This is a genomic window from Streptomyces morookaense (assembly GCF_013030945.1).
Lineage (GTDB): Bacteria > Actinomycetota > Actinomycetes > Streptomycetales > Streptomycetaceae > Streptomyces > Streptomyces morookaensis.
Genome location: NZ_JABBXF010000021.1, coordinates 52,571 through 70,939 on the forward strand (window position 1 = coordinate 52,571; position 18,369 = coordinate 70,939).

19 protein-coding genes are annotated in these 18,369 nt (G+C 71.8%); 13 read left to right on the plus strand and 6 right to left on the minus strand.

The genetic code is table 11. The features are described from left to right. Positions 1-13 precede the first annotated feature (13 nt). Positions 14-700, plus strand: a complete 687-nt coding sequence (locus tag HG542_RS11060) for an MBL fold metallo-hydrolase (protein WP_171080141.1) — start codon at positions 14-16, stop codon at positions 698-700. Here HG542_RS11060 and HG542_RS11065 read toward each other — a convergent pair. Continuing rightward, positions 693-1,811 (minus strand): DUF1648 domain-containing protein, encoded by a 1,119-nt coding sequence (locus tag HG542_RS11065; protein ID WP_171080143.1) that lies wholly within the window; start codon positions 1,809-1,811, stop codon positions 693-695. The two genes, HG542_RS11060 and HG542_RS11065, sit on opposite strands and share 8 nt — an antisense overlap. Continuing rightward, positions 1,808-2,173 carry a GntR family transcriptional regulator gene (locus tag HG542_RS11070; RefSeq protein WP_171080291.1) on the minus strand — a complete coding sequence of 122 codons (366 nt, stop codon included), beginning with the start codon at positions 2,171-2,173 and terminating at the stop codon, positions 1,808-1,810. Before HG542_RS11070 ends, HG542_RS11065 begins: the two co-directional genes overlap by 4 nt. Here HG542_RS11070 and HG542_RS11075 point away from each other — a divergent pair. The 7 genes from HG542_RS11075 (at position 2,100) to pepN (ending at position 7,541) form a co-directional block, all read left to right on the plus strand. Continuing rightward, positions 2,100-2,483: an ATP-binding cassette domain-containing protein gene (locus HG542_RS11075; protein WP_171080145.1), complete on the plus strand. Its 384-nt coding sequence runs from the start codon at positions 2,100-2,102 to the stop codon at positions 2,481-2,483. The genes HG542_RS11070 and HG542_RS11075 overlap by 74 nt on opposite strands. Continuing rightward, entirely contained in the window at positions 2,473-2,679 is a 207-nt protein-coding gene (locus tag HG542_RS11080; protein WP_171080147.1) for a hypothetical protein, read from the plus strand. The genes HG542_RS11075 and HG542_RS11080 overlap by 11 nt, the downstream gene beginning before the upstream one ends. Before the next feature lie 163 nt (positions 2,680-2,842). Beyond that, on the plus strand, positions 2,843-3,388 hold the full coding sequence (locus HG542_RS11085; protein ID WP_171080149.1) for a hypothetical protein: 546 nt from the start codon (positions 2,843-2,845) through the stop codon (positions 3,386-3,388). Further along, positions 3,385-3,513 (plus strand): hypothetical protein, encoded by a 129-nt coding sequence (locus HG542_RS34930; RefSeq protein ID WP_255315883.1) that lies wholly within the window; start codon positions 3,385-3,387, stop codon positions 3,511-3,513. The genes HG542_RS11085 and HG542_RS34930 overlap by 4 nt, the downstream gene beginning before the upstream one ends. Positions 3,514-3,794: 281 nt before the next feature. Continuing rightward, a complete protein-coding gene (locus tag HG542_RS11090; RefSeq protein ID WP_171080151.1) occupies positions 3,795-4,625 on the plus strand; it encodes an AraC family transcriptional regulator in 831 nt (276 codons plus the stop codon). An 11-nt stretch (positions 4,626-4,636) separates the two neighbouring features. After that, positions 4,637-4,957, plus strand: a complete 321-nt coding sequence (locus HG542_RS11095) for a chorismate mutase (RefSeq protein ID WP_171080153.1) — start codon at positions 4,637-4,639, stop codon at positions 4,955-4,957. A 112-nt stretch (positions 4,958-5,069) separates the two neighbouring features. Further along, positions 5,070-7,541 carry an aminopeptidase N gene (gene pepN / locus HG542_RS11100; protein WP_171080155.1) on the plus strand — a complete coding sequence of 824 codons (2,472 nt, stop codon included), beginning with the start codon at positions 5,070-5,072 and terminating at the stop codon, positions 7,539-7,541. A gap of 151 nt (positions 7,542-7,692) precedes the next feature. Here the strand turns inward: pepN and HG542_RS11105 are convergent, their stop codons facing one another. Continuing rightward, positions 7,693-8,238 (minus strand): F0F1 ATP synthase subunit B, encoded by a 546-nt coding sequence (locus HG542_RS11105; protein WP_171080156.1) that lies wholly within the window; start codon positions 8,236-8,238, stop codon positions 7,693-7,695. 189 nt (positions 8,239-8,427) lie between these two features. Between HG542_RS11105 and HG542_RS11110 the strand changes: the two genes are divergently transcribed. Then, on the plus strand, positions 8,428-9,843 hold the full coding sequence (locus tag HG542_RS11110; RefSeq protein WP_171080158.1) for a pyridoxal phosphate-dependent decarboxylase family protein: 1,416 nt from the start codon (positions 8,428-8,430) through the stop codon (positions 9,841-9,843). Further along, positions 9,840-11,267, plus strand: coding sequence for a lysine N(6)-hydroxylase/L-ornithine N(5)-oxygenase family protein (locus tag HG542_RS11115; RefSeq protein ID WP_171080159.1), 1,428 nt, complete (start codon positions 9,840-9,842; stop codon positions 11,265-11,267). The genes HG542_RS11110 and HG542_RS11115 overlap by 4 nt, the downstream gene beginning before the upstream one ends. Here HG542_RS11115 and HG542_RS11120 read toward each other — a convergent pair. Next, positions 11,223-13,031, minus strand: coding sequence for a 5'-nucleotidase C-terminal domain-containing protein (locus tag HG542_RS11120; protein ID WP_171080161.1), 1,809 nt, complete (start codon positions 13,029-13,031; stop codon positions 11,223-11,225). The genes HG542_RS11115 and HG542_RS11120 overlap by 45 nt on opposite strands. A 123-nt stretch (positions 13,032-13,154) precedes the next feature. On the opposite strand from HG542_RS11120, the gene HG542_RS11125 reads away from it, so the two are divergent. The 3 genes from HG542_RS11125 (at position 13,155) to HG542_RS11135 (ending at position 16,458) form a co-directional block, all read left to right on the plus strand. Beyond that, the gene (locus tag HG542_RS11125) at positions 13,155-13,874 is read left to right on the plus strand and encodes an SIMPL domain-containing protein (RefSeq protein ID WP_171080163.1); all 720 of its coding nucleotides are present in this window, start codon (positions 13,155-13,157) and stop codon (positions 13,872-13,874) included. A 134-nt stretch (positions 13,875-14,008) separates the two neighbouring features. Continuing rightward, the gene (gene pyk / locus HG542_RS11130) at positions 14,009-15,463 is read left to right on the plus strand and encodes a pyruvate kinase (RefSeq protein ID WP_171080165.1); all 1,455 of its coding nucleotides are present in this window, start codon (positions 14,009-14,011) and stop codon (positions 15,461-15,463) included. 320 nt (positions 15,464-15,783) lie between these two features. Then, positions 15,784-16,458 carry a LuxR C-terminal-related transcriptional regulator gene (locus HG542_RS11135; protein WP_171080167.1) on the plus strand — a complete coding sequence of 225 codons (675 nt, stop codon included), beginning with the start codon at positions 15,784-15,786 and terminating at the stop codon, positions 16,456-16,458. Between the two features lie 12 nt (positions 16,459-16,470). On the opposite strand, the gene HG542_RS11140 is transcribed toward HG542_RS11135, so the two are convergent. Together HG542_RS11140 and ahcY are read right to left on the minus strand one after the other, a co-directional pair. Then, positions 16,471-16,770, minus strand: coding sequence for a DUF190 domain-containing protein (locus tag HG542_RS11140; RefSeq protein ID WP_171080169.1), 300 nt, complete (start codon positions 16,768-16,770; stop codon positions 16,471-16,473). Between the two features lie 70 nt (positions 16,771-16,840). Continuing rightward, positions 16,841-18,280, minus strand: coding sequence for an adenosylhomocysteinase (gene ahcY, locus HG542_RS11145; protein ID WP_171080293.1), 1,440 nt, complete (start codon positions 18,278-18,280; stop codon positions 16,841-16,843). Between the last annotated feature and the right edge of the window lie 89 nt (positions 18,281-18,369).

Below are 18,369 nucleotides of genomic sequence, written 5' to 3' on the forward strand. Positions count from 1 at the left end.
CTAGCGTCCCCCCATGGACTTCACCCACGTCACCGACCGCATCGGAATGCTCCGTTTCCCCGTCGGCCAGGCCTACGCCGTCCGGCTGCCCGCCGGCGGGTGGGCCCTCGTCGACGCCGGGCTGCCGGGGTACGCCGACGAGATCCTCGCCGCCCTCGACGGCGATGTGCGCGACATCGTGCTGACCCACGCCCACTTCGACCACACCGGCTCCGCCGCCGCCCTCGCCGCCGCCACCGGCGCCCGCGTGCTGGCCGGCGCCGCGGACGCACCCGTCGTCCGCGGCACCGCGCCCGGGCCGGAACCCGTCCTGCAGGACTGGGAGATACCGGTCTTCGAGGCCGTGCACGCGAACCTGCCGCTCCCGCACACGGCCCCGCCCTGCCCGGTCGACGTCGAACTCGTCGACGGCGACACCCTCGACTGGGGCGAGGAGGTCCGCGTCGTCCACGTCCCCGGCCACACGCCGGGCAGCATCGCCCTCCATCTGCCGTCCTCCGGCGTGCTGTTCACCGGGGACACGATCGCCAACGTCCGGCAGCTGATGCCCGGCGTCTTCAACGTCGACCACGAGCGGGTGCTCGCGTCGTTCCGGCGGCAGGCCGAACTCGACGTGGAGACGGCGTGCTTCGGGCACGGGGACCCGATCGTCGGGGGAGCGGGGGCGGCACTGCGGGAGGTCGCGCTCGGGCTCAGTTGAGCAGGAGGACGGCCGTGAGCAGCGCGACCAGGAGCAGGACCGTCACCAACTGGCCGCCGCGGCTGCCGAAGTTGATGGTCCAGCCGATGCCGAAGCGCTTGGGCACGAAGACCGACGGGTCGTCGCGGTTGACGTAGAGGACGCCCGCCTTCCAGTACCGGTCGTCGTCCCGGTTCGCCACCGCCGTCCGGCCCGCTCCGTCGGATTCGTCGACCGTGAGCCGGCTGCCCTGTGCGCCGGTGCGCACCGCGATGAACACGACGACCAGAACGCCCAGCAGTACGGGCAGACCGGTGAGCGCGGCGTCCTGCGCGGCGGAGTGGCCGAGCAGCCCCCACATGGTCAGCGCGGTGCCCAGCAGCGACAGGTTCACGAAGGCCGCCAGGACGAGCAGTCCGCGCGCGGTCCAGCGGACGAAGCCGCGGTGCTGGGCGGCGGAGGCCCGCGGGTGCTCGGCGTCGAGGGACTGGCGGCTGCGCAGGGCGACGACGGCCGAGCCGGCCAGCAGCGCACCGACGGCGGCCTGGAGCAGCACCGGGGTGAACGCGGTGAGGACGGTGGTGGCGGCCCGGCCGTCGGCCCGGCCGTTGCCGTCCCAGTGCGTGACCAGGGTCGCCGGCAGGGCGGGGTAGCGCACTGCGCCGAGCACGGCCGTACCGGCGGTGATCACGGCGGCGGGGAGGGCCCAGGCCCAGGGGTAGCGCTCGGGGTCGGTCCGCAGGGCGGTGTCGACGGCAATGCCCTGCGGCACCCGGTCGAACCAGCCGTGCTCCGCCTTGGCGGCGGCGACCGTGCGGTGCGCGCGGTAGTAGACGGACCAGCACAGGGCGACCATGGCGGCGACGGCGCAGGGCGGGACGACGGCGAGGGCGAGGGCCGAGCGTCCCGCGAGCAGGGTGCCGGCGGTGGCCGCGGCCGCGGTCGCGAGCCCGCCGGGCAGGACCCGGGCGCGGTAGCGACGCACGGCCGCGGCGATGACCGGCTCGCCGGCCCGGTCGCCGGGTATCCGCACCCCGAACGGCAGGCTGGGCTGGGCGAGTCCGGGCATGGCCCAGGCCAGCCCGGTGAGCAGCAGCAGCGCGGCGGCCTGGACGAGGACCAGCGCGGTCATGCGGTGCCTTGCCTTTCCCCCGTGCCGGGCCGGCCGGGCTCCCCGGCCGCGTCGGCTGCGAAGTCCTCCAGCAGCCCGGTGCACAGAGCGGTGATCTCTTCGGTGGTCAGTCCCTGCGCCCTGGCCTCGGCCAGGAGCGTGTGCGCCCTGGACCGCCAGTCGTCGGTGAAGCCGGGCGGCGGCGGGCCGGAGTTGTGGTCCCGGGAGACGACCGCGCCGTGCTTGCGGGTCAGTTGCAGCAGGCCTTCCCGGCGCAGCTGGTCGTAGGCCTTGTTGACGGTGTGGAAGTTGACGCCGCAGTCGGCGGCCAGGGCACGGGTGGACGGAAGCGAGGATCCGGCGGGCAGGGCGCCGGACGCGATCCCCCTGGCTTCGCTCGCGCTGGAGGGAGTGCGTGCCGGCTACCGGGGGCGAGCTGCCCTGGGCCCGGTCGACGTCGCTCTCTCCACGGGTGTCTACGCACTGCTCGGCCGGAACGGGGCCGGCAAGACCACCCTGATGCGGGTCATGGCCGGCATCCTCGCCCCGCTCTCCGGCCGGGTCCTGATCGGCGGCACCGACCTCGCCGCCCGCCCCGAGGCGAAGGACCAGGTCGCCTACCTGGGCCACCGCGCCGCGGTCTCCATGGACCTGACGGTCCGCCGACACCGACGCCTACGCGGTGCGCTGTGACGGGACCTGGCCCGAGGACGTCGCCCCGTCCGTCCCGCTGGAGGACGGATGCGTCCGTATCGACGTCCCGGACGGCTCCACGATCGGCGAACTCGTCGCAGCGGCCGTGGCGTCGGGTGTCACCGTGCTCGACATCGACCGGATCTCCGTCGACGCGGACGCGGTCCTGCGCGGAATCCTGGAGGACCACCGATGAACGCCCGCCGGCTGACCCGTGCCCTCGCCGCCCGCGCCTGGGCGCAGCAGGGCCGGCAGGCCCTCGCCGTTCCGGCCGCCGCCGCCGTGGGGATCGTCCTGCTGCTGCTCGTGCTGCCCCGGATGTTCCCCGGCGCGGTCCACGGCAGCGTACGTCGGGAGCCGTGCGCATCGGCGACGGCCACGGCAGCGCCGCCGACGCGGCGATGGCCACGGCCCTGCTCGCCGCACCCGAACTCCTCGCCATCGGCGCCGCGTTGATCAGTCTGTCCGTCAGCCGCTCCATCCTGGGACAGGACGTCTCCGGCGGAGTGGTCGAGGGGCTGCTGGCCACCTCCCTGCGGCCCGGCGCGATCTTCTTCGGCTATGTCTCGGCGACGTTCGCCTTCTCCCTCCTCGCCTGGGCCGTACTGGCCGGCGCCTACCTGGGGCTGGCGACGGCGGTCGTCGTCATCGGGGGCAGTGCCGTCCATATGACGGGGGAGTACGTCGCGACCGCCCTGCTCATCCCGCTGGGCGCGATGCTGTGGGCGACCTCGCTGATCGCCTTCGTCGCCTTCGTGCACCCCTCCTGGCTGAAGGTCACGGCTGGGCTCAACGGCGGACCCGTACGTCTGGCGGGCATCCTGCCCGCCCTATGGCTGACACCCCTGTCATGTGCAGCAAGGGCCATGTCTTCTGGGCCAACTGGGTCGCAGGCGCCTCCGTGACGACCATCAGGCTCGGCCCGCGGCGCATCGGCTGGTGCAAGAGCGGCGGTCACGTCGCGATGCTCAAACGGGCGGACGAGCGCGAGCTGACCGACGAGCAGCGCAGCGAGCTCTACGGGCGTTAGCGGTACCGAAGAAACACGACGGAGGCGGGGGCGGCGGAGGACAGGACGGCCCCGCTTCCGGAGGGCGAACCGGCGTCGGCCGCCGTGTAGTTCGCCTCCACTGGCTTCACGGTGCATCGATCCGGGCAAGAAAGCTGCACAGGGATCCGTCCAGGAACCCGTCCCGTTGGTCACCGTCATCGGCCGGTGGCCAGCGGGACGTGGTCCCGTCGCGCTTTCTCCGCCTCTCCTGCCCCGCCGCCCTCTGGCGGGGCAGGGAACCCGTGTACGAAGATCTGCGCGTGCATCACACATGGATGCGGTACTTCACGCCCGGACCGGTCCATCACCGGCTCGGCCTGGTCTGCCTCGGTGTCGGGCTGCAGCACGGGGCGCTGCCCGCCGTCGGGCCCCGCACGCTGGGGCATCATGTGGCCGTCGTCATCGGGGCCGGGGCCGGGTGGTGCCGTACGTCCGACGGGCGCACGCACCCCGTCACCGCTCCCGCCCTCCTGTGGCTCGTCCCCGGCGTGCCGCACCACTACGGTGCGGGGCCCGGCAGGGGATGGGACGAGGCCTTCGTCGGCTTCACCGGGCCCGCCGTCGCCGCCTACACCGAGCTCGGCTGCATCGAGCCGGACCGTCCCGTCGTACCGCTCACCGACGCCACCGGGCCGCGCGCCGCCGTCGCCCGCATCGCCCGGGCCGCCCGCCGCGGCAATCCGCTGCTGGAGATCGAGACCTCCGCAGGCGTCCACGAGCTCCTGGTCGCCCTGCGCCGCGCCCGCGCCGACGCGGACGACGATCCCGTGCTGCAGGCCCTGGCCCGCGACGCCTTCCTGCCGCTGTCCGTCGCCCAGCACGCCGCCCGGCACGGCATGACCCCGGCCGAACTGCGGTCCGCCGTGCGGCGCGGGGCCGGGTGCGGCCCCAAGGACTACCTCCTGGGCATCCGCCTGGGCCGCGCCAAGGAACTGCTCGCCGCCACCGAACTGCCCGTCGCCGCCGTCGCCCGGCGCGTCGGCTACGACGACCCCGCCTACTTCAGCCGCCTCTTCACCCGCCGTGTCGGCACCGCTCCTGTCCGCTTCCGCGCCCGGCAGAGTGCGGCCGGACCATCGCGTTCCGCCTAGGCTGGGGTCGTATGAACGACAGTGCTGCCAACGCCCCCGCCCTGGACGCGTCCGTCCGCGCCGAGCTGAACCGTCTGCGCGACAGCATCGACAACATCGACGCCGCAGTGATCCACATGCTTGCCGAGCGCTTCAAGTGCACTCAGCAGGTCGGTCACCTCAAGGCCGCCCACAGAATGCCGCCCGCCGACCCGGCCCGCGAGGCCCGGCAGATCGCGCGGCTGCGCGAGCTCGCCGAGAACGCCAAGCTGGATCCCGCGTTCGCGGAGAAGTTTCTCAACTTCATCGTCGCCGAGGTGATCCGGCACCACGAGACGATCGCGCGGGCCTAGCCGCTCCCGCCGGGGACGGGTTCTTCGGCTGCGGGCCGTCTGTGGCTGATCGCGTAGTTCCCCGCGCCCCTTACGGGACGCGGGGAACCAACCGTGCGGCAAGCTGGGCCACATGCCCGTACTGACGCGCGACGAAGCGCAGACCCGAGCCGCCCTCCTCGACGTCCACCACTACCGCATCGCTCTGGATCTCACCGGAGGCGAGACCTTCGGCTCCACCACCGCCATCCGCTTCACCGCCCGCACCGCCGGCACCACTTTCGTCGAACTCAAGCCCGCCGCCCTGCACCACGTGACCCTCGACGGGCAGGTCCTCGACCCCGCCGCCCTCGACGGCAACCGCCTCCCGCTCGTCCTCGGTGCGGGCGAGCACGAACTCCACGTCGAAGCCGATATGCGCTACTCCCGCACCGGCGAGGGCATGCACCGTTTCACCGACCCGGCCGACGGCGAAACCTACGTCTACACCCAGCTGTTCATGGACGACGTGCAGCGCATCTTCGCCGCCTTCGACCAGCCCGACCTCAAGGCCGTCTTCGAACTCGCCGTGACGGCCCCGCCTCACTGGACCGTCCTCGGCAACGGCATCGCCCGCCCGGCCGGCGACGGCCGTTGGGAGCTCGCCCCCACCCCGCCCATCAGCACCTACCTCGTCGCCGTCGCCGCAGGCCCCTGGCACTCCGTCCGTACCGAGCACGCCGGACTGCCCTTCGGCATCCACTGCCGCCGCTCGCTCGCCGCCCACCTGGACGCCGATGCCGAGGAGATCCTCGGCATCACCCGCCGCTGCTACGACCGTTACCACGAGAAGTTCACCGAGCCGTACCCCTTCGACTCCTACGACCAGGCCTTCGTCCCGGAGTTCAACGCCGGTGCCATGGAGAACCCCGGACTGGTCACCTTCCGCGACGAGTTCGTGTTCCGTTCCGCCGTCACCGACACCGAGCGCCAGACCCGGGCGATGGTCATCGCCCACGAGATGGCCCACATGTGGTTCGGCGACCTCGTCACCCTGAAGTGGTGGGACGACATCTGGCTCAACGAGTCCTTCGCCGAGTACATGGGTTACCAGACCCTCGTCGAGACCGGCGACTTCCCGGGCACCTGGACCGAGTTCGGGGTCTCCCGCAAGGGCTGGGGCTACGACGCCGACCAGCGTCCCTCCACCCACCCCGTCGCCCCCGCCCCCGACGCCGTCCCCGACACCGCCTCCGCGCTCACCAACTTCGACGGCATCTCCTACGCCAAGGGCGCGAGCGCCCTGCGCCAACTCACCGCCTGGCTCGGCGAGAAGGAGTTCCTCGCCGGCATCAACGACCACTTCACCCGGCACCGCTTCGGCAACGCCACCCTCGCCGACTTCCTCGACTCCCTCGCCCGCGCCACCGACCGCGACGTCCACGGCTGGGCCCGCAGCTGGCTGCGCACCACCGGCGTCGACACCCTCGCCCCCGACGTCACCGAGGAGGACGGCCACTGGCGCCTCGCCGTCCGGCACGACGGCAGCCGTCCGCACCGCATCACCGTCGGCCTCTACGACCTCGACCCCGCCGACCCGGAGCGGCTCGTCCCCCGCCCGCCCGTCGAGGCCGACCTGCCCGGCACCCCCGTCCTCGTCCTCCCCGGCCGCCGCCCCGACCTGCTCCTGCTCAACGACGGCGACCTCACCTACGCCAAGGTCCGGCTCGACCCCCGCTCCTGGGACACCGCCCTGGGCGCTCTGTCCGGGCTGCCCGGCGCCCTCAGCCGTGCCGTCGTCTGGAACGCCGCCCGCGACATGGTCCGCGACGGCGAACTCGCCCCCGCCGCCTACCTCCGCGCCGCCTGCGCCCACCTGCCGCGCGAGCACGACAACGCGATCGTCCAGGGCGTCCTCGCCTTCGCCCGCACCCAGATCGCCGACCTCCACCTCCCCGCGGACGAACGCCCCGACGCCCTCGCCGGGTTGCGCGCCCTCGGCCGCGACCTGCTGGAGCGCGCCACCGCTCCCGGCGTGCGGCTGACCGCCGTCCGCACCCTCATCGCCAGTGCACTGCGGCCCGACGCGCTGCGCGCGTGGCTCGCCGCGGACACGGTGCCGGGCGGGCCCGTCCTCGACCCCGAACTGCGCTGGCGGATCCTCACCCGTCTCGCGGTCCTCGGTGCCCTCGGCCCGGCCGAGATCGACGCCGAACTCGCGCGCGATCCCAGTGCCACCGGCCACGAGGGTGCTGCGCGTTGCCGGGCGGCGCTGCCGGACCAGGCGGCCAAGGAGGCGGCCTGGGAGGCCATGTTCGCCACGGACGACCTCTCCAACTACCTGTTCACGGCCACGGCCCAGGGCTTCTGGCAGCCCGAACAGCTCGACCTCGTGCGGCCGTTCAGGGCGCGCTACTACCCGGCAGCGGTGGCCCTGGCCGCCCGCCGCGGCGCGGCCCTCGCGGAGGCCGCGGGACGCCACGCGTTTCCGCTGACGCTGGTCGAGGAGGAGACGGTGCGGCTGGGGGAGGAGTGCCTGCGGGTGGCGGATCCTGCACCGGCGCTGCGGCGCAAGCTGGTCGACCAACTGGACGACCTGCGGAGGGCGCTGCGCATCCGTGGCTAGGCGGGTGGTGCGGGCCGCCGGCGCCCCGTAAGGGGCGCGGGGAACTGCGCGAGCAACCACAGCCGGTCCGCAGACAAACGGGAGGCCCCGCACCCCCAACCCGGGGTGCGGGGCCTCCCGCAATGAAGCCTTGCCCGATGAGTGCGCGACGTCAGTCGCGCGCCTCCGCATCGGCCGCCTTCGCCGTCCGCAGCTCCGCCATGAACCGGTCCACGATCCCGCTCTCGCGCGCGAAGTCCTCGACCGGCTCGCCGACGACCTTGCCCGCCAGCTGCGTCGCCAGCACGCCGACCTGCTCGCGCAGCTCCGCCTCCGCGACCGCGCGCTCCGCGTCGATCACCGCGTGGCCCGCAGCGATGATCTCCTCGCGCTGGCGCTGGCCTTCGGCCCGCAGCTCCGCGATGATCGCGTTGCCCTGCTCGAGCGACTCCTGGCGCAGCCGGGCGGCCTCGTGCCGCGCCTCGGCCAGCAGCGCCTGGTACTCCTCGTGCACCCGTGCCGCCTCGGCGCGGGTCTCCTCGGCCTCCTCGAAGCGGCCGTCGGTGGCCTGCTCGCGCTCGGCGAGGACCTTGTTGATCCGGGGCAGGATCACCTTCGCCATCAGGGCGAAGACGAGGAAGAAAAGCACCAGCCCGAGAACGAGCGGTGCGGGCTCGGGCTTGAGGGGTCCGATGTCGAGAGCAAAGTTCATGGCCATGGGAGCAGATTAGTCGACGTCGTGCCCACACCCCACCAAGGGGGAAGTACCACCATCGGGCGAACCACCTCCCACCAGGGGGTTACCGGCCGTGCGCGCTCGGTAGCCTCAGGCAGTTCGTGCAGGCCCGGGCCGGTGTCCGGGCCTGCCCTGCGCCGTATGCCAACCCAAAAAGGGGCAAGTCCACCCATGCCTGCGCCCGCCGCCGACCATTCCCCCGCAGCGCTCGCGGGCGGCGCCCAAGGAACTCGCGCCCTGCGCCCTCTCGTCGACACCGCCCTGCACGCCCTCGCCCGCGGGGCCACCGCGCGCGGCGGCCCGCTCCCGGCCGGCGGCCCCCCGGCGGTCGACGCCCGGATCACCGCCGCCGCGACCCCCGTCCTCCCCGAGCGCGGCACCGGGCCGCACGAAGCCCTGCGCACCCTCGTCCAGGCGCTCGCCGAGGGCGCCGCCGACCCGGCCGACCCGCACTGCGCCGCCCACCTGCACGGTCCCGTCCTCGCGGTCGCCGCCGCGGCCGATCTCGCCGCCTGCGCGCTCAACCCCTCGCTCGACTCATGGGACCAGGCCCCGTCCGCCACCGCACTGGAAGCCCTCACCACCCGCGCGCTCGCCGCCCTCGCCTACCCCCGGCGTCCCGCCCCCGACGCGCTCGTCACCACCGGCGGTACCGAGTCCAACCAGCTCGCCCTGCTCCTCGCCCGGGAGAACGCCCGCACCGGTGCCCACCGGCCGCTGCACGTCGTGTGCGGGGCCAACGCCCACCACAGCATCCCGCGCGCCGCCTGGCTCCTCGGCCTCCCCGCCCCCCACATCCTCCCCACCCCCGCCGGCACCCTCGACCCCACCGATCTCGACAAGGCCCTCGGCGAGCACCACACCGACGCCCCCCGGCTCGTCGTCGCCACCGCGGGCACCACCGACGCCGGCCGCATCGACCCGCTGCCCCGCATCGCCGACGTCTGCGCCGCCCGCGGCGTGCCCCTGCACATCGACGCCTCCTACGGCGGGCCGCTCCTCTTCAGCGACACCCTCCGCCCCGCCCTCGCCGGCCTCGACCGCGCCGACAGCATCACGTTCGACCTGCACAAGCTCGGCTGGCAGCCGATCGCCGCGGGCCTGCTCGCCGTCCCCGGCAGCGAGGTCCTGGCCCCCCTCGGCCACCGGGCCGACTATCTCAACGCCCCCGACGACATCGCCGCGGGCCACCCCGACCTCCTCCACCGCTCCCTGCGCACCACCCGCCGTCCCGATGTCCTCAAGATCGCCGTCACCCTCCGCGCCCTCGGCCGCACCGGGCTCGGCGAACTCATCGAGCGGGTCTGTGCCCTGGCCCACCGCCTCGCCGACCTCGTCGACGCCCACCCCTCCTTCGTCCTCCACTCCCGTCCCACCCTCAGCACCGTCCTCTTCCGCCCCGTGAACTCCGACGACCGTTCCACCGGCAGCCTCCGCCGCCGCCTGCTCCACCACGGCCATGCCGTCCTCGGCCGCGCCACCACCCCCGAAGGCCTCTGGCTCAAGGCCACCCTGCTCAACCCCCACACCCGCACCGACGACCTCCGCAACCTCCTGGAACTCGTGGAAGGCCACACCACCGGATGACCACCCCCCAGCCCGCCCCGTCGGCCGCCGACCAGCCCCTGGACCTCGCCGGCATCGGCATCGGCCCGTTCAACCTCTCGCTCGCGGCCCTCGCCCACCCCCTGCCTGATCTCCGCGCGGCCTTCTACGACCAGAACACCGCCTTCCAGTGGCACCCCGGCCTGCTCATCGAGGGCACGACGGTGCAGGTCCCCTTTCTCGCCGACCTCGTCACGCTCGCCGACCCCACCAGCCCCTGGAGCTTCCTCAACTATCTGAGGACCCGCGAGCGCCTCTACCCCTTCTACTTCGCCGAGCGGCAGCACATCCAGCGCGCCGAGTACGACGCCTACTGCCGCTGGGTCAGCGAGAACCTCGAATCGCTCCACTTCGACCACCAGATCGACGCCGTCCGCTGGAACCCCGAGCGCGTGCTCTTCGAGATCGACTACACCCAGCTCGACCGCGAGGGCGAGGCCGAGGCCCTCGGCCGCGCCTACACCCGCAACCTCGTCCTCGGCGTCGGCACCGCCCCCTACGTCCCCGAGCCGCTGCGCCCCCTGGCCGAGGCCCCCGCCGTCCCCGTGATCCACTCCGCCGACTACCTCGCCCACCGCGAACGGCTGCTCGCCGCCGAGCACATCACCGTCATCGGCTCGGGCCAGTCCGGCGCCGAGATCTTCCTCGACCTGCTGCGGCAGCGCCCCGTCGGGCGCGAGAAGCTCCACTGGCTCGCCCGCACCCCGGCCTTCGCGCCCATGGAGTACAGCAAGCTCGGGCTCGAACACTTCACGCCCGACTACACCCATTACTTCCGCGCGCTCCCCGAGGGCGTACGGGACCAGCTCCTGCCCCAGCAGTGGCAGCTGCACAAGGGCATCGCCCCCGACACGATCACCGCCATCCACGACGAGCTCTACCGCCGCAGCCTGCACGGCGGCTGGCCCGACGCCACCCTCACCCCGGGCGTCTTCGTCCGCACCGCCGGACGCGTCGGCACCACCCGGGTCGAGCTCCACCTCGAGCACACCCAGCAGAACGCCCGCTCACGCCTCACCACCGACGCCGTCGTCCTCGCCACCGGCTACCGCGAGCGCCGCGTCGAGACCCTGCTCGCCGCGCTGGACCCGTACATCCGCCGCGACTCCAGCGGCCGCCCCCGCATCGACGAGCACCACCGCCTCGTCCTCGACCCCCTCGTCAAGGGCGCCGTCCATGTGCAGAACGCCGAGCTCCACACCCATGGCGTCGGCGCCCCCGACCTCGGCCTCGCCGCCTGGCGCAGCGCCACCATCCTCAACACCGTCACCGGGAAGACCGTCTACCCGCTCCCGGACCGTACGGCCTTCACCACCTTCGGCCTGGAGCCGCGGCCCGTGCCGCGGCCCCAGCACCCGGCATCAGAAAACCGGAACCCCATCCCGCGTCAGCTTCCAGTCCACTGAGGCGAACCGGCTCACGTCGACCGCCCCCTGTGCCTTAAGCCAGTTGATGATCGTGTTACGGATCTCCTCCGAATTCGCCCACAGCTGCTTGGCCTTGGCGACGTGCGGGAAGTTCCCGCCGCCGCTGGCCCGGTAGTTGTTCACCGCGAACACGAACTGCGCCGCATCGTCCAGCGGCTTCCCGTCGAACGACAGCTTGCCGATCCGCTCGCCCGGGGCCTTCGCAATGTCGATCTCGTACGAGAGGCCGCCGACGACGTCGTAATTGAAGTCCGGAATCGACTCGGCGTTCGTCAGCTTCGCCGGGTCGACGGGCGCACCGGCCGCGGTCCGTGCGTAGTAGTGCGCCGAGAACTCCAGGTACGCGCGCAGCTGGGCACCCGTCATCAGGCGGGCCTCCAGCGTGTTCTCGAACGGGTACAGCCCGGCCGCCGACCGGATCGTCACCTTCCCCGCCGGCATCGAGGCCGTCCGGGAGAAGCAGGACGCCTGCGACAGCACCGGCAGCGAGGCGTACTGCGTCCCGGCCAGCGCCGCCTTCACCGTCTCGGCCTGCACATGGTTGATGAGCTTGATGATGGGCGTGTCCTTGTACGGGGCCTCCGCCGCGCTCATGGCCGCCGATGACGTGCTGATCACCTGGTTCACGTAGGCCACCACCTTGCGGTGCTGCCCGGTGAGGAGACCGGTGATCTTCTTGTCCTCGGGAACCGTGTTGGAGTTCAGCACCTTCGCCGACGCCGACTCCACGTGCCACCCGCCCCGCTCCCACACGAGGGCGAAGTCGAACACGGTCAGCCGCTGGCCCCACTTCAGCGGCTCGGACAGCACCACCTGCTTGCCCGTCGCCTTGTTCGTCACCCGGAGCTCGGGGATCTCCACGTGCGCGTGGCCCACCAGCACCGCATCGATCCCCGGCACCTTCTCGGCCACCAGCGCCGCCGAGTTCTCGATGTACGGCAGCTGGTCGCCGTACGACGAGGTGCCGCTCGCCCCCGCGTGCGCGGCCACGATCACCACGTCCGCACCCATCGACCGCAGCTTCGGCACCCACTTCGCCGCCTGCTCCTCCAAGCCCGGGAACAGCATTTTGCCCTGGACATTCGCCTTGTCCCAGATGGCGATTCCCGGGTTCGTCAGCCCCAGAATCGCGACGCGCACATCACGGCCGTGCGGTGTGCGCACCCGCTTGATCACATACGGCCGGAAGGCGGGCTTCATCGTCTTCGCGTCCAGCGCATTCGCCGCCAGCAGCGGGAAACGGCACTGCTCCTCGAACTTCCGCAGCACCGGAATACCGTAATTGAACTCGTGATTGCCGACGGCCGCCGCGTCGTAGCCGATCGCATTCATCGCGGCCGCCATCGGGTGCACCGGGCCGTGCGCCTTGGTGATCGGCTCCACCCGGGCGTAGTAGTACGACAGCTGGGTGCCCTGAATCGTGTCACCCGCGTCGATGAGCAGGGTGTTGTGACGCCCCTTCTCCTTGCGGACCTGGTCCACCAGCGTCGAAATCTTCGCCAGGCCCACGTCGTTGTGCGCCTTGTCCTCGAACCGGGCGTCGGTGAAGTAGTCCCAGTCGAAGACATTGCCGTGCAGGTCCGTGGTGCCCATCACGGTCAGCGCGAAGCGCTTCTTCCGGCCCCCGGACCGGTCCGGGCCCGCCTCCGCGGCCACGGCGGGAGCGCCCAGCCCTCCCGCGAGCGCCACCCCCGCCCCGGTTGCGGCGGTACGTCCCAGAAAGTCCCTGCGGTCGATCGGCATACGTTCTCCCCATCCGTATCAGCTCACCATGCCTACAACGCGCGTAGATTGTGACCGAGCAATCCGTCCTGCAACACCCTTGCCAGGTTGCAATCGGATGACTACCGGCACACGCTGGCCCGCATGACCGAACACGCGATCCCCGCAGGCCAGGCCCATCTCCCGTACGGCACCCCGGACGTCCCCCGGATCGCCGTCCGCGGCGAGGCCCGTCTGGAGGTCGACCCCGAGACGGCCCGCATCGGCATCTGCATCAACGCCCGCGGCACCGACCGCCGCGCCGCCCTCGACGATCTGACCCGCCGCAACCAGTACGTCGTCGACCTGATCCGCGGCTACGGCAGCGAGGTCGAGAAGCTGGAGACCGGCTCCTTCACCCTCACCCCCCAGCTCACCGAGCGCGGCCGGCACGAGCGCGTCCGCGCCTACCTCGGCACCGTCCATCTCACGGCGACGCTCAACGACTTCACCGCTCTGGGTGAACTCGTCACGCGCCTCGCCGACCTCGACCTCACCCGTGTCGACGGGCCCTGGTGGGGCCTCCGCCCCCACTCGCCCGCATATCGCGAGGCCCGGCAGCAGGCGGTCCGCGAAGCCGTCCAGCGCGCCCGCGAATACGCCGCGGCCCTCGGGGCGGAACTCACCGCCGTCGTCGAAATCGCCGACGCGGGCGCCGAGAACACCGTCCAGTCCGCGATGCCTCCCGCCCCCGGCGGAGTGATGCGCGCCGGTTACGGCGGGGCCGCTCCCGCGCCCGCCCCCGCACTCGACCTCGAACCGCAGCGCCAGACCGTTTACGCCCACGTCAACGCGCGCTTTACGATGACCCGCCCGGTTCTCTGAGGGCACGCGCCGAACTGCTCATCGGAGCGGGCCCCTGCACGTTTCACAAGTTGTCAACAAGCTTTTACGCAACCGACGTTGGGGTGTTGCGGCGCACCAATTCTCTACCCACTGGTAGGCCCTAAGGTCGTGCCATGCGCCGAGCGAAAATCGTCTGCACCCTGGGGCCCGCCACCGACTCGTACGAGCAGATCAAGGCACTCGTCGAAGCCGGCATGGATGTCGCCCGCTTCAACCTCAGCCACGGCACCTACGCCGAGCACGAGGCGCGGTACCAGCGAGTGCGCAAGGCGGCCGAGGAAACCGGCCGCAACGTCGGCATCCTCGCCGACCTTCAAGGCCCGAAGATCCGCCTCGGCCGCTTCCGCGAAGGCCCGGTACTCCTTGAACGCGGTGATGAATTCACCATCACCGTCGAGGAGATCGAGGGCGACCGGCATCAATGCGGCACCACCTACGAGGGGCTGGCGGGGGACGTCGCCAAGGGCGAGCGCATCCTCGTCGACGACGGCCGCGTCACCCTGGAGGTCACCGAGGTCGACGGCCCCCGTGTGAAGACCATGGTCCTCGAGGGCGGCATGGTCTCCGATCACAAGGGCCTCAACCTCCCCGGCGTCGCCGTCTCCGTCCCCGCCCTCTCGGAGAAGGACGTCGAGGACCTCCGCTGGGCCCTGCGCAACGGCATCGACATCATCGCCCTGTCCTTCGTGCGCACCGCCCACGACATCGACCATGTGCACCGCGTCATGGACGAGGAGGGCCGCCGTGCCTTCGTCATCGCCAAGATCGAGAAGCCGCAGGCGGTCCACAATCTGGAGAGCATCGTCGCCGCCTTCGACGGCCTGATGGTCGCGCGTGGTGACCTGGGTGTCGAAATGCCGCTGGAATCGGTCCCGATCGTGCAGAAGCGGGCCATCAAGCTGGCGAAGCGGAACGCCAAGCCGGTGATCGTCGCGACGCAGATGCTCGACTCGATGATCGACTCCTCGCGTCCCACCCGGGCGGAGGCCTCGGACGTCGCCAACGCGGTGATCGACGGCACGGACGCCGTCATGCTCTCGGGTGAAACGAGCGTGGGGAAGCACCCCGTCGAAACGGTGAAGACGATGTGCCGCATCGTGCGCGCGGCAGAGGAGGACGTCCTGGCGAAGGGGCTTCCCCCGCTGACCGAGCGCAGCAAACCCCGTACCCAGGGCGGCGCGGTGGCCCGTGCGGCCGCCGAGATGGGCGACTTCCTGGGCGCCAAGTTCCTGGTCGCCTTCACTCAATCCGGTGATACGGTCCGCCGGCTCTCGCGGTACCGCTCCCCGATCCCGCTGCTGGCGTTCACGCCGGAGCCGGCGACGCGGTCGCAGCTGAATCTGACGTGGGGCGTCGAGACGTTCCTGGGCCCGATGGTCCAGACGACGGACGAGATGGTCGAGCAGGTGGACGAGTACCTGCTGCGGATCGGCCGTTGCCGCAAGGGCGACATGGTCATCATCACGGCGGGCTCCCCGCCGGGCATGGCCGGGACCACGAACCTGGTGCGGGTCCACCACATCGGGGAGGACGATGCGCCTGCGACGCCGGAGACCGGTGTGGTCTGACGGCATCGCGTCAAGTTTTGTTCGCCGGCCCCTTCAGGTTTCGGCCAGGTCCTGCCGGTCCCATGAGTCCCACGCGCACCGGATGTCCGGAGCGGCGGGGCGCGTCGGCGCTGTGCAAGGGCGCACGACGGTGCATGCACCGGCGCTCGCTCCCCGCACCGTGTGCCCGGCGAACGCCCCGCACGATGGCCGGAGTTCACGCTTTTTCTCCCTCCGGACAGGTGCACACTGGATATACGCGTTCGAGGCACCGCCTCCGACGGCATCCCCTGGCCCGGCTCGTGGGATCCGCGCGTGCTGATCGGTTCAGGAGGGGTCTCTTGGTCACGGTCCTGTTGTGCGCGCACAATCTGCTGATCCGCACGGGCCTGCGGAAGGTCCTGGAGGACGACGCGTACATCCACGTGGCAGCAGAGGCGGGGAGCGCCGACGAGGCCGTCGAGCTCGCACAGCGGCACCAACCGGACGTCGTGTTCGTCGAGTTGGACATGCCCCACGGCGAAGGCCTGAGGATCGGCCGCATGCTGACCGGCACCGGCGACCGCCCGGCCGGGGTGGTGTTCATCGCGCAGTCCTTCGACTCGGCCACCGCGCTCCGCGGACTGCTCGCCGGGGCCCGCGCGTTCCTGGCGAAGAGCGACACGCCCCGCCAGCTGGTGGCCGCGGTCCACGCGGTGGCCGGCGGGTACACCGTGCTGCCGTCCGCCGTCACCGCTGCGCTGGAGCCCTGGGCGATGCTCTCGACGGCCTTCACGGCGCCCGCGTCGTCGGACGTCTTCGGCCTGCTGACCGACCGGGAGCTGGAAGTGCTCCGGCTGCTGGCCACCGGGATGTCCAACGGCGAGATCGCCGGATTCCTGTCGCTCGGCGAGGCCACCGTGAAGTCCCATGTGTCGCGGCTGCTCTCCAAACTGGGCCTGCGCAACCGGTCCCAGGCGGTGGCCCGGGCCTACGGCACGGGCCTGATGGGCGTCCCCGCCCGCGCCGCCCAGTAGCGGTCCCGCCGGTCAGGCGGTCGTCACCACGTCCAGGACGGCGAGGCTGCCCGGCGCGATCTCCCGCAGGGACATGCGGAACAGCGCGATGCGGTCGGCGGTGTCGACGAAGAGCAGCATCAGCGGCCGGTCCTGCGCGAGCCCGAGCCCCCGCCGGCGCCGCACGGTCCGCGACTCGCCGAAGCCCGCGACGCAGGGCAGCACGGTCGCACCGCGCAGACCGTGCTGCCGTGCGTGCCGGACGATCTCGACGTACAGCGGGGAGTGCCCGGCGGTGTCGGTGGTCCTGACGAACACCGTCAGACGATGCATGGTGGCCCCCCGCGGAGTGCCCTCGGACCGCCCGGCCGTACGTTTCCGCCGTCCCGGCCGGAGCACTGCCTCAGTAGCGGTAGTGGTCGGGTTTGAACGGACCGTCGGGTGACACGCCGATGTAGTCGGCCTGTTGCTTTGTCAGCCGGGTCAAGTGCACGTTGAGTGCCTCCAGATGCAGCCGGGCGACCTTCTCGTCGAGATGCTTGGGCAGCCGGTGCACCCCCACGGGGTACTCCTCGGAGCGGGCGAAGAGTTCGAGCTGGGCGATGACCTGGTTGGCGAAGCTCGTCGACATGACGAAGCTCGGATGCCCGGTGGCGTTGCCGAGATTGAGCAGCCGCCCCTCGCTCAGCACGATCACGGCGTGGCCGTCGGGGAACTCCCACAGGTCCACCTGGGGTTTGACGGTCACCCGCCGGATCCCCGGGAAGGCCTCCAGGCCCGCCATGTCGATCTCGTTGTCGAAGTGCCCGATGTTGCCCACGACGGTCTGGTGCTTCATACGGGCCATGTGTTCGGCCTTGACGATGTCCCGGTTGCCCGTGGCGGTCACGACGATGTCCGCCGTGGGCAACATCTCCTCCAGGGTGGCGACCGCGTAGCCGTCCATGGCCGCCTGGAGCGCACAGATCGGATCGACCTCGGTCACCGTCACCTTCGCCCCCTGGCCGCGCAGTGCTTCCGCACACCCCTTGCCCACGTCGCCGTAGCCGCACACCACGACGGTCTTCCCGCCGATCAGCACATCCGTGCCCCGCTTGATGCCGTCGATGAGCGAGTGCCGGCAGCCGTAGCGGTTGTCGAACTTCGACTTGGTCACGGAGTCGTTGACGTTGATCGCGGGGAAGAGCAGATGGCCCGAGCGGTGCATGTCGTACAGCCGCAGCACGCCCGTCGTGGTCTCCTCGGAGACGCCCCGGATGCCCTGGGCGACGGTGGTCCAGCGCCGGGGGTCCTCCGCCAGGCTGCGCCGCAGGAGTTCGAGGATCACGGCCTCGTCGCGCGAGGCGGCGGAGGACGCCGACGGGACCGTGCCCGCCTTCTCGTACTCCACGCCCTTGTGGACCAGCAGCGTGGCGTCGCCGCCGTCGTCGACGATCAGGTCGGGGCCGCCTTCCGCCCAGGTCAGGGCCCGCTCGGTGCACCACCAGTAGTCCTCCAGGGACTCGCCCTTCCAGGCGAACACCGGTACCCCGCGCGGCTCCTGAGGGGTTCCGTGCGGTCCGACGACCACCGCGGCGGCCGCGTGGTCCTGCGTGGAGAAGATGTTGCAGCTCGCCCACCGCACCTGTGCGCCGAGCGCCACCAGCGTCTCGATCAGCACCGCGGTCTGCACGGTCATGTGCAGGGACCCGGTGATCCGGGCGCCCCGCAGCGGCCGGGCGGCGGCGTACTCCTCCCGCAGGGCCATCAGGCCCGGCATCTCGTGCTCCGCCATGCCGATCTCGCGGCGGCCGAAGTCCGCCGCCGACAGGTCGGCCACCTTGAACTCGGACACCACCGGCATCGGTTCCGGGGAAACAGCGCCCACCGGGGACTCCCATCATCGGGCTGGGTCGAGGGATTCGGAGGAAGTGTCGCCGCATTCGGCGGCAG

What these genes read in the sequence shown, in the direction of transcription:
- HG542_RS11060 (WP_171080141.1), top strand. Translation starts at nt 14, where the DNA reads ATGGACTTCACCCACGTCACCGACCGCATCGGAATGCTCCGTTTCCCC.
- HG542_RS11065 (WP_171080143.1), bottom strand. Translation starts at nt 1,811, where the DNA reads ATGACCGCGCTGGTCCTCGTCCAGGCCGCCGCGCTGCTGCTGCTCACC.
- HG542_RS11095 (WP_171080153.1), top strand. Translation starts at nt 4,637, where the DNA reads ATGAACGACAGTGCTGCCAACGCCCCCGCCCTGGACGCGTCCGTCCGC.
- pepN (WP_171080155.1), top strand. Translation starts at nt 5,070, where the DNA reads ATGCCCGTACTGACGCGCGACGAAGCGCAGACCCGAGCCGCCCTCCTC.
- HG542_RS11105 (WP_171080156.1), bottom strand. Translation starts at nt 8,238, where the DNA reads ATGGCCATGAACTTTGCTCTCGACATCGGACCCCTCAAGCCCGAGCCC.
- HG542_RS11110 (WP_171080158.1), top strand. Translation starts at nt 8,428, where the DNA reads ATGCCTGCGCCCGCCGCCGACCATTCCCCCGCAGCGCTCGCGGGCGGC.
- HG542_RS11115 (WP_171080159.1), top strand. Translation starts at nt 9,840, where the DNA reads ATGACCACCCCCCAGCCCGCCCCGTCGGCCGCCGACCAGCCCCTGGAC.
- HG542_RS11120 (WP_171080161.1), bottom strand. Translation starts at nt 13,031, where the DNA reads ATGCCGATCGACCGCAGGGACTTTCTGGGACGTACCGCCGCAACCGGG.
- HG542_RS11125 (WP_171080163.1), top strand. Translation starts at nt 13,155, where the DNA reads ATGACCGAACACGCGATCCCCGCAGGCCAGGCCCATCTCCCGTACGGC.
- pyk (WP_171080165.1), top strand. Translation starts at nt 14,009, where the DNA reads ATGCGCCGAGCGAAAATCGTCTGCACCCTGGGGCCCGCCACCGACTCG.
- HG542_RS11140 (WP_171080169.1), bottom strand. Translation starts at nt 16,770, where the DNA reads ATGCATCGTCTGACGGTGTTCGTCAGGACCACCGACACCGCCGGGCAC.
- ahcY (WP_171080293.1), bottom strand. Translation starts at nt 18,280, where the DNA reads ATGCCGGTGGTGTCCGAGTTCAAGGTGGCCGACCTGTCGGCGGCGGAC.